This window comes from Marivita hallyeonensis, from assembly GCF_900129875.1.
In the GTDB taxonomy this organism is placed as follows: Bacteria; Pseudomonadota; Alphaproteobacteria; order Rhodobacterales; family Rhodobacteraceae; genus Marivita; species Marivita hallyeonensis.
This window is the reverse complement of the sequence record NZ_FQXC01000001.1, coordinates 465,682-480,248: the sequence shown is the minus strand read 5'-3', so window position 1 is coordinate 480,248 and position 14,567 is coordinate 465,682. Positions and strand designations below refer to the sequence as shown.

The following is a 14,567-nucleotide window of genomic DNA, read 5'->3' as shown; positions in this document are numbered from 1 at the left end:
CCCGCAGATCAGAGCGGATCACCTTCCGGCTCGATCAGCAGCGCCCGCTCGCTGAGCCATGGGTTCAATGCAACCGCATCGCGCAAAACGGCTTGCGCTTCGTCGCCCCGGTCCAGCGCCATCAGGGTCAGCGCTTTTCCGGTCAGGGCACCCGTGTGCCGTGGGTTGATGTCAAGAGCTTGGTCAAGGTCGGGGAGCACTGCCTCGAAATCACCGCTAAGGTACCGGACAAAGGCCCGCTGGTTGTAGCCTTCGGCGTAAAAGGGACAGTAGGACACAAGCTTGTTCAACTGATCCAACGCGCGCAGATAGTCTCCGACGCGCAACGCGCGTAGGCCCGCGTCGAGCATCATCTGCGACGGCTCGTCGGGCGCTTCCAGCCACAGTTCCCACATCTGGTTCGAGATGCCTCGCGCCACCATCTGGTTCGGCGCGGTTTGGATCTCGGCATAGAGACTATCGAGCGTTGCTTCGTGATCCGGGGCGACGGGACAGCCATCGGCCACCGCAAGTTGGGCGGAGACGAGGAATGGGATGGTCAGGAAAAATCGCATGCGTCAATTGGGCCATGGCGCGCCGGGACGGTCAAGTCACGTTCCCGAAACCATCCTCTTTGACGGCCTGCATCGCCACGTAGGTGGAGGTGGACGCGACGTGCGGAAGTGTCGAGATCTTCTCGGCCAGCACTCTGCGATAACTGCGCATGTTCGCGGTGCGAACCTTCAGAAGATAATCGAAGTTACCCGCGATCAGATGCGCCTGTTCAATCTCGGGGATCTTGGCAAGTGCCTCGTTGAACTCGGCCAAAGCAGCCTCGCGTGTGTGGGTCATCTTCACCTCGACAAAAGCGATGTGGTCGAGGCCCAAGCGAATGGGATCTAGCAGCGCACGATAGCCGCGGATCGCCCCGGCTTCTTCAAGCCTTCGCAAACGCGCTTGTGTCGGCGATTTGGACAAGCCGATCCGTCGCGAGAGCTCTGTGATCGAGATCCGGCCGTCCCGGGCAAGCTCTTGCAGAATCGCCGTGTCAAACCCGTCCAAATCAATTGTGTTCACTTGTCCCGTCATTCCCGTTAATTTCAGTACAAAGTCGCGCCTTAACCGCAGTGAACCGGCGTTCATCCCGCATTTTCAGTGATATTCTAGGGTATATCACCGGAGATTGCCATGCCACGCGACGCGACACCTGATCTGCGCACAAGAATTGATGCCAACACTTATGCGGACGAGCATGAAACGCTCAGTTCGCTTCGGGACTTCGCCGCTTTGACCACGGCCGATCGCGACGAAATCAGCGCAGAGGCGGAGCGGTTGGTGACTGCAATCCGGGAAGATGCGCATCCCGGCTTGATGGATGTCTTTCTGAGCGAATACGGTCTGTCGACCGATGAAGGTATCGCGCTCATGTGCCTGGCAGAGGCTTTGCTCCGCGTGCCGGACGCCGCGACAATCGACGCGCTTATCGAAGACAAGATCGCACCATCCGACTGGGCAAGCCACCTTGGCGCCAGCACATCGCCCCTCGTCAATGCATCGACCTGGGCACTGATGCTCACCGGTAAAGTGCTTCAGGACGAAGAACCAGGTCCCGTTGGCCATCTTCGCGGCGCGATCAAGCGGCTGGGGGAGCCCGTCATCCGCACCGCAGTCGGTCGCGCGATGAAAGAGATGGGTGCACAATTCGTCCTGGGGGAAACGATTCAGACCGCCATGTCCCGCGCCGCCAAAACCGAGGCACGTGGGTTCACCTATTCCTACGACATGCTTGGCGAAGCCGCGCGCACCGAAGCGGACGCGCGTCGCTATCACCTGTCCTATTCCCGCGCGATCAGTGCAATTGCGGAGGCGGCCACCTCGAAGGACATCCGCGACAATCCCGGCATCTCGGTCAAGCTTTCCGCCCTGCATCCAAGATACGAAGAGATGCAGCGCGACACGGTCTTGGCGGAGGTTGTTCCCCGGCTGCGGACACTGGCACAACTTGCGCGCTCTGCTGGTATTGGTCTTAACGTGGACGCGGAAGAGGCGGACCGTCTGTCACTTTCACTCGACGTCATTGAAGAGGTCCTCTCGGAGCCGTCCTTGAAGGGCTGGAACGGGTTCGGCGTCGTCGTGCAGGCCTACGCGCAGCGCGCGGGGAATGTCATCGACTGGCTGCACGATCTGGCCGAGCGGCTGGACCGCAAGATTATGGTGCGCCTCGTCAAAGGGGCGTACTGGGACACCGAAATCAAGCGCGGCCAAGTGGCCGGTTTGCCCGGTTTCCCTGTCTTCACCGCCAAGCACCACACCGACATCAGCTATATCGCCAATGCGCGCAGACTTCTGGGGATGACCGATCGCATTTATCCGCAGTTCGCGACCCACAACGCCCATACCGTGTCGGCCATTCTGCATATGGCCAAGGACAAGACCGCGTTTGAATTCCAGCGCCTGCACGGCATGGGCGAAAGCCTGCACAATATCGTCAAGGACCGCGAAGGCACGCGCTGTCGTATCTATGCCCCAGTGGGCGCACATCGCGATCTACTGGCCTACCTCGTCCGCCGCTTGCTCGAAAACGGGGCCAACAGTTCCTTCGTCAATCAGATTGTCGATACCGATGTTCCAGCAAAAGAGGTGGCGGCTGACCCTTTCAGCCAGACCTCCACTGTCCACCTGCCCACCGGGCCAGAGTTGTTCGCCCCGGAGAGACCGAATTCTGAAGGATGGGACCTGACGCATCGTCCGACCCGACAGAAGATCGAAGTGGCACGCGCACCTTTTGCAACGGCGCAGTGGGCGGCGACACCTCGGCTGTCCACGGATGCATCCGGTTCCGGCCAGACGCAGTCCATTACGAACCCTGCGCGACCGGACGATGTCGTCGGCACAGTTGAATGGGCCACCGTCGATCAGGTCACTGCTGCCTGTTCCGCGGCGAAGGCCTGGAGTGTAGACGCAAGTACGCGGAGCGCTGTCCTAAACCGTGCGGCGGACCTCTATGAAACGCATTTTGGTGAACTTTTCGCCCTTCTCGCACGCGAGGCGGGGAAAACGCATCAGGATGCAGTGGCAGAGCTTCGCGAAGCCGTGGACTTCCTGCGCTACTATGCGGCCCGATCCGATGGTGCGCCGCCGGTCGGTGTGTTTGCGTGTATCAGCCCCTGGAATTTTCCTCTGGCCATTTTCACCGGCCAGATTGCGGCGGCGCTTGCCGCTGGCAATGCGGTGCTTGCCAAATCGGCGGAACAGACGCCGTTGATCGCGGATCGCGCCGTTGCCTTGATGCACGACGCGGGCGTGCCAAGGACCGCCCTGCAGCTTCTGCCCGGCGCGGGCGACATTGGTGCTGCGCTGACATCCAATCCAAAAGTGACCGGTGTCGCGTTTACCGGCTCAACGGAAACCGCGCAGGTTATTCATCGAAGTATTGCGGACCATCTTGACCCGGGCACGCCGTTCATCGCGGAAACCGGCGGGCTCAATGCGATGATTGTGGACAGCACAGCGCTTCCGGAACAGGCCGTGCAGGCCATCATCGAATCCGCCTTTCAATCCGCCGGTCAGCGCTGTTCAGCGCTGCGCTGCCTGTATATCCAAGACGACATTGCGCAGAGTTTCCTTGAAATGTTGACCGGCGCTATGGATGCGCTGATGCTTGGCGATCCGTGGGTTTATGGGACCGATGTTGGCCCCGTGATCGATGAAGAGGCGCGCGCGGATATCCAGACGTATATCGAAACAGCCGCTCGCGATGGACGGGTGTTGCATCAAGTGTCAGCACCCAAAACCGGGTATTTCGTGCCCCCGACCCTTATCCGCGTGAACAGCATCGCTGATATGGAACGGGAGATTTTCGGCCCTGTCCTGCATGTCGCAACCTTTAAGGCGAAGGACATCGACGCAGTGGCAGACGCCATCAACGCCACGGGTTATGGCCTTACCTTCGGCCTGCACACCCGCATCGACGACCGTGTGCAGCATCTGTCAGAGCGGGTCGAGGCCGGAAACATCTACGTCAACCGCAATCAGATTGGCGCCATCGTCGGCAGCCAACCCTTTGGCGGCGAAGGCCTGTCGGGCACCGGACCCAAGGCCGGAGGTCCGCATTACCTTGATCGCTTCAGGGCGTATCCGGTCGATGCGTCGCACGTGGACTGGACAATGGTTGATAGCAAGGATCGGTTGGAAAAGGCTCTTCGCGGTGACGGAAAGCGCGTGGCTCAACACAGTGTCTCACTGCCAGGACCGACGGGTGAATCCAATGTGCTCACGACGTCCCCGCGCGGGCCGGTACTCTGCCTCGGCCCCGGGACGGACGCGGCGGCGGTGCAGTCCAAGGCCATTTCAGACCTTGGAGGGATCGCGGTGACAAGCGATGGGGCGATCGATCCGCACTGGCTCAAAGACCTCGCGCCTCTGTCCGGCGTGATCTGGTGGGGCGACCCGACAGACGCGCGTGCTTTGCGCACAGCGCTCGCCGCGCGTAATGGACCAATCCTGCCACTCGTGACGGGAATGCCGGACGTTGGACATGCGTGTTCTGAACGCCATGTGTGCGTGGACACGACCGCATCGGGTGGAAACGCACAGCTACTGGGCGGCGCGGCTTGACGCGCCGCGCCTTTGGGCCAACTGTCGGATCATGTTTCCCATCCGAGATCACAACCCGTCCGGCCGTACGCCTTTCGTCACCTACATCTTGATCGCCGCGAATGTCCTGATCTTCCTCAGCTATTGGCCGCTGATGCAGGACGAGCGCGCGATCATGCAGGTTTATTTCGACTACGCCCTGATCCCTGCGCTGGTAAACGAAGGGCTTGGCTTCAGCGGCTTCTTCACCTCGATGTTCCTGCATGGCAGCATCATGCACCTGTTGGGCAACATGCTGTTCCTCTTCATCTTCGGGGACAACATGGAAGACGAGATGGGGCATGTCGGTTTCACGCTGTTCTATCTCGCGGCGGGCCTCGGGGCCGGGTTCATTCATTACATCAGCGCGCCCGGATCGCAGGTGCCCACCGTCGGCGCGTCCGGGGCCATCGCCGGTGTGATGGGAGGCTATCTCCTTCTCTTTCCCAAAGCGCGGGTCGATATCTTCATCTTCTTCATCGTGTTCTTCAAAATCCTGCCCATCCCAGCCTGGATCATGCTGGGCCTCTGGTTCGCGATGCAGGTCTTTGGCGGGTTCGGCAGCCCTTCTGACGAAGGCGGCGTGGCCTATTGGGCCCATGTCGGCGGGTTTGTGATCGGGTTGGTGCTCACTATTCCGCTCTGGCTGCGCCTTGGAGGGCCGCAATACTGGACCAGCACCGAAGGGCATCCGCCGCATCCCGAGGCAACCTATCCAACCGTCCAATCCCGCATCCCACGCAGCGGTCCGCGCAGTCGTATCCCGAAGGTCCGCCGGAAATGACACAGCGCATCAAGGCATCCTGTCATTGCGGCGCGGTCGAGTTGGAGGCCATTCTGCGCGAGGACCTCGCCTCGGCGCGTCGATGCGATTGCACCTTCTGTCGCCGCCGCGCAGCGCCGAACGTGTCGATTGCCGAAGGAGACCTGCATGTGGTGAAAGGTGAAGAAAACCTGACGCTCTACAGTTTCGGCACGCATACGGCGCAGCATTTCTTCTGCAAGACATGCGGGATCTACACGCACCACAAGCGCCGGTCGAACCCCAGGGAATTCGGTCTGAACCTGGGGGCGATCGACGGCGTGAATCCCGCCGACTACGAACCGATGGTCTGGGTCGACGGCATCAACGACCCGCCCGCCACCTGAGCACGCCAAGTCCGATTGCACGGCCCCGCCACCGCGTGTATCCCTCCGCCAAATCCAGTTTCAAAGGACCGTGACCATGGCTTCCTACCAGTACGTTTACCACATGAGCGGGGTCTCCAAGACCTATCCCGGCGGCAAGAAGACGTTCGAAAACATCCACCTGAACTTCCTTCCCGGCGTGAAAATCGGTGTCGTTGGCATCAACGGAGCGGGTAAATCGACACTCATGCGGATCATGGCTGGGCTGGACAAGGACTTCACCGGCGAAGCCTGGGCCGCCGAAGGTGCGAAGGTCGGGTATCTGCCGCAGGAGCCGCAGCTCGACGATAGCCTGAACGTCCGCGAAAATGTCATGCTGGGCGTGGCCGAGAAGAAGGCCAAGCTCGACCGTTTCAACGAGTTGGCGATGAACTACTCTGACGAGACCGCTGACGAGATGGCGGCGCTCCAGGATGAGATCGACGCCAACAACTTGTGGGATCTCGACGCTCAGATCGACGTTGCAATGGAAGCACTGCGCTGCCCACCGGACGAGGCGGCGGTGAGCACGCTCTCAGGCGGTGAAAAGCGTCGCGTGGCGCTCTGCAAGCTGCTGCTTGAAGCGCCGGACATGCTGCTTTTGGACGAACCGACCAACCACCTGGATGCCGAGACCATCGCGTGGCTACAGAACCATCTTATTGAATACAAAGGTACAATCCTGATCGTCACGCACGATCGCTATTTCCTCGACGATATCACCGGCTGGATCCTCGAACTCGACCGTGGGCGCGGCATTCCTTACGAGGGCAACTACTCCAGCTGGCTCGAACAGAAGGCCAAGCGGCTCGAACAGGAGGCGCGCGAGGACAAGGCGAAGCAGAAAACGCTTGAGCGCGAACTGGAATGGATGCGGCAGGGGCAGAAGGCGCGGCAGGCGAAGTCGAAGGCGCGGATTCAGGCCTATAACGAGATGGCGAACCAGTCGGAACGCGAACGGGTCGGTCGTGCGCAGATCATCATTCCCAACGGCCCGCGGCTTGGCTCGAAAGTTATTGAAGTCAATGGCTTGAAGAAGGCGATGGGCGACAAGCTCTTGATCGAGGACCTGTCTTTTTCCCTACCGCCCGGTGGCATTGTCGGCGTGATCGGCCCGAACGGGGCCGGTAAATCGACGCTGTTCAAGATGCTCACAGGACAGGAGCAACCGGACGAAGGGGACGTTTCGTACGGCGACACCGTACAGCTCGCCTATGTCGACCAGTCGCGCGATGATCTTGAGAAAGACGCCACCGTTTGGGAGTCGATTTCCGGCGGTGCCGAGATCATCGAGCTTGGGGACGCGCAGATGAATTCCCGCGCCTATTGCTCGGCCTTCAATTTCAAAGGCGGCGACCAGCAGAAGAAGGTGGGTCTGCTGTCGGGTGGTGAACGCAACCGTGTTCACATGGCACGCCTGTTGAAAGAGGGCGGCAACGTACTGCTGTTGGACGAACCAACCAACGATCTGGACGTCGAAACCCTCCGCGCGTTGGAAGACGCGATCGAAAACTTTGCCGGGTGCGCCGTGGTCATCAGCCACGACCGCTTCTTCCTCGACCGTCTCTGCACGCATATTCTGGCGTTCGAGGGCGACGCGCATGTGGAGTGGTTCGAGGGAAACTTCGAGGACTACGAGGAAGACAAGAAGCGCCGTCTGGGACCGGATGCGGTGGAGCCGAAGCGCGTGAAGTTCAAGAAGTTTGTGCGGTAAATGTAGGGTGGGTTTGTTATCCACCTTATTCGACTCTCATGGAGGATGACTGGTGGGTTAGAAACCCACCCTACGCAGGTTAGCTGCATTTGCCCCAAACGGTCTTGCCCGTGAATTCAGGATCGACCATGCCGCGCTGAATGTCGCGATGGATAGATGAATACGGCCAATCGGCGGGCCCGGCGACCAACCCGTGTTTGACAGGGTTCATCCAGCAGTACCGGACATGTGCAGCGTAGTCGGCCTCGTTGCGGATGTGATGCTCCCAGAAGCGGCGTTGCCAGATGCCGGCGTCTTTTTTGGCGATTTGGCTGGGACTTCTCGCGGCGCGCATTTGAGCGATTGTGGTGGGTTGGAAACCCACCCTACGTGCGGCGGCCGCGTTTTGATGTAGGGTGGGTTTGTAACCCACCATGTCGCCGCCATGCTTCAACCGCACGAACTTGGAGAACCGGGATTTGATCGCGCCCCAGCGGTCAGAGTAATTGGTATCGCCGTCCGGCAGGCTCCAGACGGCGTGCATGTGATCGGGGAGGACGACCCACGCGTCGATTTCGAATGGGCGGCGAGCGCGGGTGACGCGGACGGCGTCGCGAAGGATGTCGATCTCGTCAAGCAACAGGCGGCTGCCGCGATGGGCGAGGCAGACCGTGAAAAAGATACGCCCGCCGGGGCAGCGTGGGCGCAGATAGGCCGACATGCCTCGGCGTCGCACAACCATCGTAAAGCCCGCGTTAAGTTACCTCCAACTGCGCGAACATTTCTGTTGCGCGACTCAGCGCAAAGCCCTAATCCCACGCAATCCGGGCGTGAGGCTCCGTCCGGCGGCTGCAGGTGCGGGTCGCACCGAGAGCGCCATCCTCATCTGGACATCGACGCCCATGCGCGCATTCCTGCTTTCTGCGGCCCTTGGTCTGGCGGCCACCGCAGCTTTTGCCGACGAAACCGAAGGCCTCATCCTCGCCTTTGACCGCCACGCCCACATCATCGTCTTGACCGACAAAACCGTCTGGGAATTGCCCTCAGACATGGCAATCCCGGCCGACCTCGGAACCGGCGACCGGGTGCTCTTTGAATATGTCACAGCAGGGGAAGACGGTCTGACCAAGCTCAGCGCGATGACGCGTCTTGCGGTCGCCCTGCCCAGTGATGCGGATGGCGGTTCATAACCGCCCGATCGGACGGCGCGTCGACCGGGCGCGCCGTGCCACGGCAAACAAATCCCCGCTGTGACGCGTTTTGTGTTAACGTCAACGTAAGGTGCGACGGGCGCCACATCCAAGACGTGACGAGCGCGCTGCACCTCTAACAAAACGAGGGGAGGGACTGACGCATGTTTGCACGTGTCACACATTACAAAATGAAAGCCGATTCACGAGATGCCGCGGTGGCGCTGATGGAGCAGCTCAAACCGCAGATCATGGGAATGAACGGGCTGCACGAATTCATCAATGTCATGAATGAAGACGGCAGCGGTTACGTGATCTCGGTCACCGAGAATAAGGACACGTCGGACGCCAATGCCGACAAAGTCCGCGAGCTTTGGGGGGCGTTCTCGGACCACCTCGAAGCGGCTCCTGAACCACATGGCTATGACGTGATGGCCAACTGGAAGAACTGAGTTCCGCGTCACCCGGCAATCGGGTGCGCGCCTTCGCGTCGTAGGGTTTATCCAACCCAGTTGACGATCTGTTCGGCCCTCATGGCCCCGGATTGGCGCGCATCCTCACGACCCTGTTCGAACCGGATCATCGTTGGGATGCCCCGGATACCGTAGGTCTGCCCGGATTGCGGGAAGTCCTGCGTGTTGAGTTTGACCAACCGGGCGCGGGATTTCAGCGTATCCGCAGCTTTTGAAAACTCCGGTCCCATCATCCGGCACGGGCCGCACCATGGCGCCCAGAAGTCCACGATTAGCGGAACGTCATCGGTACGGGCCGCCTTCTGCAATGTGGTCCAGTCGACTTCGATGGCCTTGCCGGGCATCAAGGCGGTTCCGCAGGTTCCGCATTTCGGACCGGCGTTCAGGCGGTCTTCCGGAACACGATTGGTCTGACCGCAGTCGAGACAGGTGAGTTTCTTGCCGGTCATATCTGCCTCCGTCGATACATTCCTGTTTCGATATATGATAAGCGGTATAGCGCCCCGCAAGAGTGCAAACGAAAAAGCGCGCCGCAGGTCGCGACGCACGATATTATGTACCTGTGCGGAGCAAAAGTCAGCTTTGCGCCAAGGCTTCGACCAATTCGTCCTTGGACATGTCGGACCGTCCGTCGATGTCGCGGTCTTGCGCCATGTCGTAAAGCTCTTCCTTGGTCTTCTGCTCCAACGCCGCAACCGATCCTTTGCCGCGCCCGTTTTCGTCTGTTGCGTCTTCGATGGCTTGCAACAGGTCATCCTTATCCATGTCCGAGCGCCCCTCGATGTCGAGGTCCTGTGCCCTCTCCATCAGCATGTCCTTCGTCGGGCCGTTTTCCTTAATGTAGGATACCTTCTCTTTCACATCGTCCGGCTGATCGACGAATTGTTCATCGCCGTCTTTCTTCTTCTGCGTAGACCGGGCGTATTCGTCCTCGGTCAACAACATGCGCACCTTCTTGGGCAGATAGCGCTCTCCGCTGTCGGCGGATTGCTCGCCCGATTTGGTGCCCCAGTCCTCTTCCGTCCATTCGTGTAGATCAGTGTCTTCCTGATCCGGACCGTCCTCTTCGTAGCCGCCGCCGCGCTTTTTGTACTCTTGCACGGCCAATTGCGCCTTGCGGGCAGACCACTGGCCCGGGTCACCGCCCTTGTCGGATTCCATGTACTCGTCTTTGACCTTTTCCCACAGTTCGGGATCAGTTTTCTTGGCGGAACTCATGATGCGTCCTTCTTCAGTGGATCGTGGCCCCAGTTCATCAGCGAATAGCGCCACGCCGAGGTTTCGACGTCGTCATCCGGCCCGCCCTGGGACAGATGGCGTTTGATGTAGCCAACGACGGTGGCCATGTGATCCCACTGGTCGTCGCTCAGATCGTCCTTGTTGGTGTTCTTGATCTTCACGATGCGGCGGCCTGATTTGTGGCCGGTGCTTTCGCCTTCGTCACTATCGCCGACGGATTTCGATTCATCTGTGTCGAGCCAATCTTCCAGCTCGCTCGCTGTCATGTTGACGAGGTCTTTCCACTCATCCCAGATCTGGTCTTTCGATTTCGACGACGACATTGGCGGCTCCTGTGCGTTTCACAGACAACGCGCGATACCCGCCAGCAAGTTCCCGCGCAGACAGACGCAAGCACGGGTTTTGCTTGCCAGAAGTGCGACATCCTGTCATACGGGCGCTGCTAACGATCTTCTACTCGACCTTCTGTTGACCGACCTCGGCACACAGTCTTCGATCCAGACGTGACTTCGCCGGGTTGCCGCATGTTGCGGGCAACGGACAATTTGAAGGAATATTCACATGGCCACAGGCACAGTGAAATGGTTCAACACCACAAAAGGCTACGGCTTCATCGCGCCCGATGGCGGCTCCAAGGACGTCTTCGTCCATATTTCCGCTGTTGAGCGGTCCGGCCTGACCGGTTTGCGCGACGATCAGAAAGTCACGTTCGATATCGAAGCAGGCCGTGACGGCCGCGAAAGCGCGATCAACCTCGCGCTGGCATAAGCCGCGACAGAATTCGGAAAAAGCGGGCCGCTTGGCCCGCTTTTTTTGTGCGCCTAGTCTTCAAGGACAAAGGTAACCTTCAAAACGGCGCGGTATTCGGTGATCTTTCCGTCTTCCACGACAACTTTCTGATCCTGAACCCACGCCCCCTGCACGTTCTTGAGCGTTTTGCAGGCTCGGTCGACGCCGTTCTCGATGGCGTCTTCAAAGCTTTTCGACGATGATGAAATGATTTCGGTGACACGTGCCACTGACATGACTTTTCTCCCTGGTTACGAACACGGTCGAGCGTATCGACCACGTCATCGTTTGCCAACGGGAAGCGACCGCAATCACGAAACCGCGAAAACCATCTCAAAACGTGTCCTTTGTGCCGCAAACCAAGGCTCTGCGACCTCAAACCGGATCCCGCTCGGTTTGTTTTTCGCGTAACCGGTGGCAAATTCTCGCTGGTGAGCGAGTCCGTTACCGGTACGAAAGGATCAGTGCTGCCATGATTTCAAGACGACATTTTTTAGGCGCTGCCGCTGCTGGCCTTGCTGCGCCCAGCATTGCGACGGCACAGAGTTTTCGAATTGACCCGATCTTCCGCCCGCAGGACGTGCGGGTCAAAGGTGATGTGCAACCCGGGCAGATCCTCATTATGCCGCGCGCGCATTTTCTCTATCACGTCACCGCTCCGGGTGTCGCCCGTCGCTACGGGGTCGGTGTGGGCAAAGCCGGTCTCGAATTCACCGGCACCGCCGAGATCGCCGTCAAGAAAGAGTGGCCCACATGGCGGCCGACGGAAGAGATGATCGAGCGCGAGCCGGAGAAATACACCAAATTTATCGACAACGATTACGTTGAACCCGGCGGACCCCGAAATCCTTTGGGGGCGCGGGCACTTTACCTGTTCCAGAACGGGCGCGACACGTTCTTCCGAATCCACGGAACGACAGCTCCGCGCTCAATCGGCCAGTCGGTGTCGAACGGATGCATCCGTATGCTTAACGAACACGTCACAGACCTGTACAACCGCGTGCCGATCGGCACTGTGGTCACTGTCCTTTAATCGCTGTCACCAAGGCCATTTCTGCGTGGCCTTGGTGTTTCCTGCAAGCTGCCACAAACATCGCGGAATCGTCTGGTCTTAAAGGGCCGTTAACGAATTTCGCGCACCCTGATCCAAAGGGGCCTCAAGATGGCAGCAGTATCTCTTATCTCTGGAAGTATTTTCGGTTGGCTCGCCGCTGCGGTTGCGGTGTTTGCAGGCGCCACAGGCGTCGCAGCGGCAATGATCTACATCGCTGTCAGCCTGGCCTTTGCCACATTTATTGTCACAGCGGCCACGCTAAGAATGGATCGCTGACAAAAAAACCCGCGCCAGACATGGCACGGGTTTGAGACCTCGGCTGGTAGTTCTGCGTTACAAAAGAACGCGGATCACTAGCAGGTTCGGGATGATAAATGCCGCTGCGATACAAAAGAGCTTCGCGGCATGCGACGCGGATTTGAACAGCTTGTTTTCTTCCAGCGCATCGCCATACGCCATGGCCGCGAACATGAGGGCGCCCGCCTGACCGTTCTCAATCATCCGGCTTCGCTCCAGCTCGGCGCGCGCTTTTACGTAGCGTGCCTCAAACTCATCCTGCTCGGCTTTGGCCGCGCTCCGCGCTTCAACACCCGACATCCGTGTTCTCCCTTGGGTCACATTCGAGATAGACATGGGGCGCTTGAGATCGAAGGCAAGGCCATTTCACATCAAAGCGAAGACGCCGGGTTTTCGCTTGCCCCAAATGCGCATTTGCCGGAAAGTTGTATTGCAAAGTTACATTATCGACCACTGCTCCGACACGGTCAGTAAAGCGATAAGACTGACCGAGCCCGTCATTGCTACACATGGCGGAACTGAAAGACAGACAGGAGACGAACGGATGGCCACAGGCACCGTCAAGTGGTTCAACACAACAAAAGGCTACGGCTTTATTGCCCCCGACGGCGGCGGCAAAGATGTTTTCGTACATATTTCCGCAGTTGAACGGTCAGGCCTGACCGGGTTAGCTGACAATCAAAAGGTGACCTTCGACCTCGAAGCGGGTCGCGATGGCCGCGAAGCTGCGGTGAACATCTCGCTGGCCTGAGCCAGCTCAGGGACCTGACCAATCCACATCCTTGGCCGCGGTGACGCGCAGTCGTCCGTCAGGCCAAGACCGAAACAAGCCACGGGCGGCGTCCTGGTCGCCCGTCAGCCAAAGCTGTATCTCAGCCGGTGACAACAACACCCCCATCCGGTCGTGAATGTCGCGCACATCGCCACTGGGCTGGCAGGTGAGGGTGGCCACTTGTGGCACCTTGATGCCGCCCGGCCCTGACCAGATGTCATAGATCGCAGCAAACCACAGCGCGTCGCCGTCATCGGATCGGATATCCCACGCCGTCTTCCGTCCTTTAGCACCGGTCCATTCGTACCAACCGTCCGCCGGGACCACGGCCCGATGCATGTTCTCGTACGCGGTTTTGTCGAAGACCGTCTCGCTGCGGGCGTTGATAATTGTCTCCATCACCGGCCGACCGCGCGCATTCGTGCGCCCGGTCGGGATCATGCCCCAACGCATCCGGGTGAACCCGTGTGTTGTGAGTGTCAGAACCTGTTGTCCCGGCTGGATATTCCGTCGAGGTTCTTCGGGTTCTGGAGCGGCAACACCGGCGATGGCGGCCAATTCGGCCACGTCGCGTGTCAGGAACAGCCGCCCGGGCATTACTCGGCCGCGCGCGCAACCAATTCAGCCACGGCGGGTCCCATTGCGTCGACGATCAGTTCCACCCCGGTTTCGTTCGGATGGATACCGTCGGGCTGCATCACATCGCGTAACTCCGCCGGTGTCTCGCCAACCGTATAAAGGCCTTCGAAAAAGCGCGGGAAGTACAGCGCGCCGAAGCGTTCGGCCAGTTCGGGATACATCGCGTCGAATTCGGCCTTGTATTCGGGCCCGTAGTTCCCCGGCGCTTCCATTCCGACGACAAGCACTTCGAGGTTATTCTCTTCGGCGACCTGCAGAATGCCTTCCAGATTGCCGCGCGACACCGACGGATCCAACCCACGCAACAGGTCATTGCCGCCCAGAGCCACGATCAAAGCATCTGTGCCCGGATTGAGCGACCACTCCACACGCGACAGACCGCCAGCCGTGGTGTCACCTGAGACGCCCGCATTCACCAAACGCACGTCCAGCCCCTGTTCTTCGAGCCAAGATCGCATCTGAGGTACGAAGCCGTCCTGATCTATCAGCCCGTATCCGGCGGTCAGGCTGTCGCCCAAAGCAAGGATTTCCACAGTTTCGGCCTGCGCCGCAGTGACTGTGCACAGGCAAACAGCAGCCATGCGGACCTTGCTGGTGGCCGCTGCCGCCCCATATGTGAACCAACGCAACATTACAAAGC

20 protein-coding genes are annotated in these 14,567 nt (G+C 59.5%); 10 read left to right on the top strand and 10 right to left on the bottom strand.

All coding sequences use genetic code 11. The features are described from left to right. Positions 1–8: 8 nt before the first annotated feature. Both BUA42_RS02370 and BUA42_RS02365 read right to left on the bottom strand, forming a co-directional pair. A complete protein-coding gene (locus BUA42_RS02370; protein ID WP_072776082.1) occupies positions 9–554 on the bottom strand; it encodes a tetratricopeptide repeat protein in 546 nt (181 codons plus the stop codon). 31 nt (positions 555–585) lie between these two features. Beyond that, on the bottom strand, positions 586–1,056 hold the full coding sequence (locus BUA42_RS02365) for an Lrp/AsnC family transcriptional regulator (RefSeq protein WP_425435015.1): 471 nt from the start codon (positions 1,054–1,056) through the stop codon (positions 586–588). Between the two features lie 111 nt (positions 1,057–1,167). On the opposite strand from BUA42_RS02365, the gene putA reads away from it, so the two are divergent. The 4 genes from putA (at position 1,168) to ettA (ending at position 7,495) form a co-directional block, all read left to right on the top strand. Further along, positions 1,168–4,596, top strand: coding sequence for a bifunctional proline dehydrogenase/L-glutamate gamma-semialdehyde dehydrogenase PutA (putA, locus tag BUA42_RS02360; protein WP_072776080.1), 3,429 nt, complete (start codon positions 1,168–1,170; stop codon positions 4,594–4,596). A 31-nt stretch (positions 4,597–4,627) separates the two neighbouring features. Then, positions 4,628–5,398, top strand: coding sequence for a rhomboid family intramembrane serine protease (locus BUA42_RS02355; RefSeq protein ID WP_072776702.1), 771 nt, complete (start codon positions 4,628–4,630; stop codon positions 5,396–5,398). Further along, positions 5,395–5,763, top strand: a complete 369-nt coding sequence (locus BUA42_RS02350; RefSeq protein WP_072776079.1) for a GFA family protein — start codon at positions 5,395–5,397, stop codon at positions 5,761–5,763. Before BUA42_RS02355 ends, BUA42_RS02350 begins: the two co-directional genes overlap by 4 nt. A gap of 76 nt (positions 5,764–5,839) precedes the next feature. After that, positions 5,840–7,495, top strand: a complete 1,656-nt coding sequence (gene ettA, locus BUA42_RS02345) for an energy-dependent translational throttle protein EttA (RefSeq protein WP_072776078.1) — start codon at positions 5,840–5,842, stop codon at positions 7,493–7,495. A gap of 79 nt (positions 7,496–7,574) precedes the next feature. Here ettA and BUA42_RS02340 read toward each other — a convergent pair whose 3' ends face one another. Then, positions 7,575–8,195 (bottom strand): REP-associated tyrosine transposase, encoded by a 621-nt coding sequence (locus BUA42_RS02340; protein WP_072776077.1) that lies wholly within the window; start codon positions 8,193–8,195, stop codon positions 7,575–7,577. Between the two features lie 181 nt (positions 8,196–8,376). Here BUA42_RS02340 and BUA42_RS21070 point away from each other — a divergent pair, with 181 nt between their 5' ends. Further along, on the top strand, positions 8,377–8,664 hold the full coding sequence (locus BUA42_RS21070; RefSeq protein ID WP_072776701.1) for a hypothetical protein: 288 nt from the start codon (positions 8,377–8,379) through the stop codon (positions 8,662–8,664). 191 nt (positions 8,665–8,855) lie between these two features. Further along, the gene (locus tag BUA42_RS02330; RefSeq protein WP_245818938.1) at positions 8,856–9,116 is read left to right on the top strand and encodes a hypothetical protein; all 261 of its coding nucleotides are present in this window, start codon (positions 8,856–8,858) and stop codon (positions 9,114–9,116) included. A gap of 47 nt (positions 9,117–9,163) precedes the next feature. Here the strand turns inward: BUA42_RS02330 and BUA42_RS02325 are convergent, their stop codons facing one another. The 3 genes from BUA42_RS02325 to BUA42_RS02315 all read right to left on the bottom strand — a co-directional run bounded on the left by BUA42_RS02325 (position 9,164) and on the right by BUA42_RS02315 (position 10,699). Next, complete coding sequence (locus tag BUA42_RS02325; protein WP_072776075.1) at positions 9,164–9,586, bottom strand: thioredoxin domain-containing protein; 423 nt, start codon at positions 9,584–9,586, stop codon at positions 9,164–9,166. A gap of 127 nt (positions 9,587–9,713) precedes the next feature. Then, positions 9,714–10,355, bottom strand: a complete 642-nt coding sequence (locus tag BUA42_RS02320; protein ID WP_072776074.1) for a Rho termination factor N-terminal domain-containing protein — start codon at positions 10,353–10,355, stop codon at positions 9,714–9,716. After that, positions 10,352–10,699 carry a DUF3140 domain-containing protein gene (locus BUA42_RS02315; RefSeq protein ID WP_072776073.1) on the bottom strand — a complete coding sequence of 116 codons (348 nt, stop codon included), beginning with the start codon at positions 10,697–10,699 and terminating at the stop codon, positions 10,352–10,354. Before BUA42_RS02315 ends, BUA42_RS02320 begins: the two co-directional genes overlap by 4 nt. Positions 10,700–10,937: 238 nt before the next feature. Between BUA42_RS02315 and BUA42_RS02310 the strand changes: the two genes are divergently transcribed. Continuing rightward, positions 10,938–11,144 carry a cold-shock protein gene (locus tag BUA42_RS02310; protein ID WP_072776072.1) on the top strand — a complete coding sequence of 69 codons (207 nt, stop codon included), beginning with the start codon at positions 10,938–10,940 and terminating at the stop codon, positions 11,142–11,144. 53 nt (positions 11,145–11,197) lie between these two features. Here the strand turns inward: BUA42_RS02310 and BUA42_RS02305 are convergent, their stop codons facing one another. Then, positions 11,198–11,401: a dodecin family protein gene (locus BUA42_RS02305; RefSeq protein WP_072776071.1), complete on the bottom strand. Its 204-nt coding sequence runs from the start codon at positions 11,399–11,401 to the stop codon at positions 11,198–11,200. A 236-nt stretch (positions 11,402–11,637) separates the two neighbouring features. Between BUA42_RS02305 and BUA42_RS02300 the strand changes: the two genes are divergently transcribed. Together BUA42_RS02300 and BUA42_RS21065 are read left to right on the top strand one after the other, a co-directional pair. Beyond that, entirely contained in the window at positions 11,638–12,198 is a 561-nt protein-coding gene (locus BUA42_RS02300) for a L,D-transpeptidase (protein ID WP_178346831.1), read from the top strand. Positions 12,199–12,327: 129 nt separating this feature from the next. Then, entirely contained in the window at positions 12,328–12,495 is a 168-nt protein-coding gene (locus BUA42_RS21065; protein ID WP_178346830.1) for a hypothetical protein, read from the top strand. Between the two features lie 57 nt (positions 12,496–12,552). On the opposite strand, the gene BUA42_RS02295 is transcribed toward BUA42_RS21065, so the two are convergent. Then, complete coding sequence (locus tag BUA42_RS02295) at positions 12,553–12,816, bottom strand: hypothetical protein (protein WP_072776070.1); 264 nt, start codon at positions 12,814–12,816, stop codon at positions 12,553–12,555. A 244-nt stretch (positions 12,817–13,060) separates the two neighbouring features. Between BUA42_RS02295 and BUA42_RS02290 the strand changes: the two genes are divergently transcribed. Continuing rightward, positions 13,061–13,267, top strand: a complete 207-nt coding sequence (locus BUA42_RS02290) for a cold-shock protein (RefSeq protein WP_072776069.1) — start codon at positions 13,061–13,063, stop codon at positions 13,265–13,267. Positions 13,268–13,273: 6 nt separating this feature from the next. Here BUA42_RS02290 and BUA42_RS02285 read toward each other — a convergent pair whose 3' ends face one another. Further along, entirely contained in the window at positions 13,274–13,885 is a 612-nt protein-coding gene (locus tag BUA42_RS02285) for an SOS response-associated peptidase (protein WP_072776068.1), read from the bottom strand. Continuing rightward, complete coding sequence (locus BUA42_RS02280; protein ID WP_072776067.1) at positions 13,885–14,559, bottom strand: arylesterase; 675 nt, start codon at positions 14,557–14,559, stop codon at positions 13,885–13,887. Before BUA42_RS02280 ends, BUA42_RS02285 begins: the two co-directional genes overlap by 1 nt. Between the last annotated feature and the right edge of the window lie 8 nt (positions 14,560–14,567).

Bases quoted from the DNA above. Each gene is read 5' to 3' on its own strand.
- BUA42_RS02330 (WP_245818938.1), top strand. From the start codon at position 8,856: ATGAAAGCCGATTCACGAGATGCCGCGGTGGCGCTGATGGAGCAGCTC.
- BUA42_RS02350 (WP_072776079.1), top strand. From the start codon at position 5,395: ATGACACAGCGCATCAAGGCATCCTGTCATTGCGGCGCGGTCGAGTTG.
- BUA42_RS02285 (WP_072776068.1), bottom strand. From the start codon at position 13,885: ATGCCCGGGCGGCTGTTCCTGACACGCGACGTGGCCGAATTGGCCGCC.
- BUA42_RS02320 (WP_072776074.1), bottom strand. From the start codon at position 10,355: ATGAGTTCCGCCAAGAAAACTGATCCCGAACTGTGGGAAAAGGTCAAA.
- BUA42_RS02325 (WP_072776075.1), bottom strand. From the start codon at position 9,586: ATGACCGGCAAGAAACTCACCTGTCTCGACTGCGGTCAGACCAATCGT.
- BUA42_RS02300 (WP_178346831.1), top strand. From the start codon at position 11,638: ATGATTTCAAGACGACATTTTTTAGGCGCTGCCGCTGCTGGCCTTGCT.
- BUA42_RS02310 (WP_072776072.1), top strand. From the start codon at position 10,938: ATGGCCACAGGCACAGTGAAATGGTTCAACACCACAAAAGGCTACGGC.
- BUA42_RS02305 (WP_072776071.1), bottom strand. From the start codon at position 11,401: ATGTCAGTGGCACGTGTCACCGAAATCATTTCATCATCGTCGAAAAGC.
- BUA42_RS02315 (WP_072776073.1), bottom strand. From the start codon at position 10,699: ATGTCGTCGTCGAAATCGAAAGACCAGATCTGGGATGAGTGGAAAGAC.
- BUA42_RS02370 (WP_072776082.1), bottom strand. From the start codon at position 554: ATGCGATTTTTCCTGACCATCCCATTCCTCGTCTCCGCCCAACTTGCG.
- BUA42_RS21065 (WP_178346830.1), top strand. From the start codon at position 12,328: ATGGCAGCAGTATCTCTTATCTCTGGAAGTATTTTCGGTTGGCTCGCC.
- BUA42_RS02340 (WP_072776077.1), bottom strand. From the start codon at position 8,195: ATGTCGGCCTATCTGCGCCCACGCTGCCCCGGCGGGCGTATCTTTTTC.
- BUA42_RS02355 (WP_072776702.1), top strand. From the start codon at position 4,628: ATGTTTCCCATCCGAGATCACAACCCGTCCGGCCGTACGCCTTTCGTC.
- BUA42_RS02295 (WP_072776070.1), bottom strand. From the start codon at position 12,816: ATGTCGGGTGTTGAAGCGCGGAGCGCGGCCAAAGCCGAGCAGGATGAG.
- BUA42_RS02290 (WP_072776069.1), top strand. From the start codon at position 13,061: ATGGCCACAGGCACCGTCAAGTGGTTCAACACAACAAAAGGCTACGGC.
- BUA42_RS21070 (WP_072776701.1), top strand. From the start codon at position 8,377: ATGCGCGCATTCCTGCTTTCTGCGGCCCTTGGTCTGGCGGCCACCGCA.
- ettA (WP_072776078.1), top strand. From the start codon at position 5,840: ATGGCTTCCTACCAGTACGTTTACCACATGAGCGGGGTCTCCAAGACC.
- putA (WP_072776080.1), top strand. From the start codon at position 1,168: ATGCCACGCGACGCGACACCTGATCTGCGCACAAGAATTGATGCCAAC.
- BUA42_RS02280 (WP_072776067.1), bottom strand. From the start codon at position 14,559: ATGTTGCGTTGGTTCACATATGGGGCGGCAGCGGCCACCAGCAAGGTC.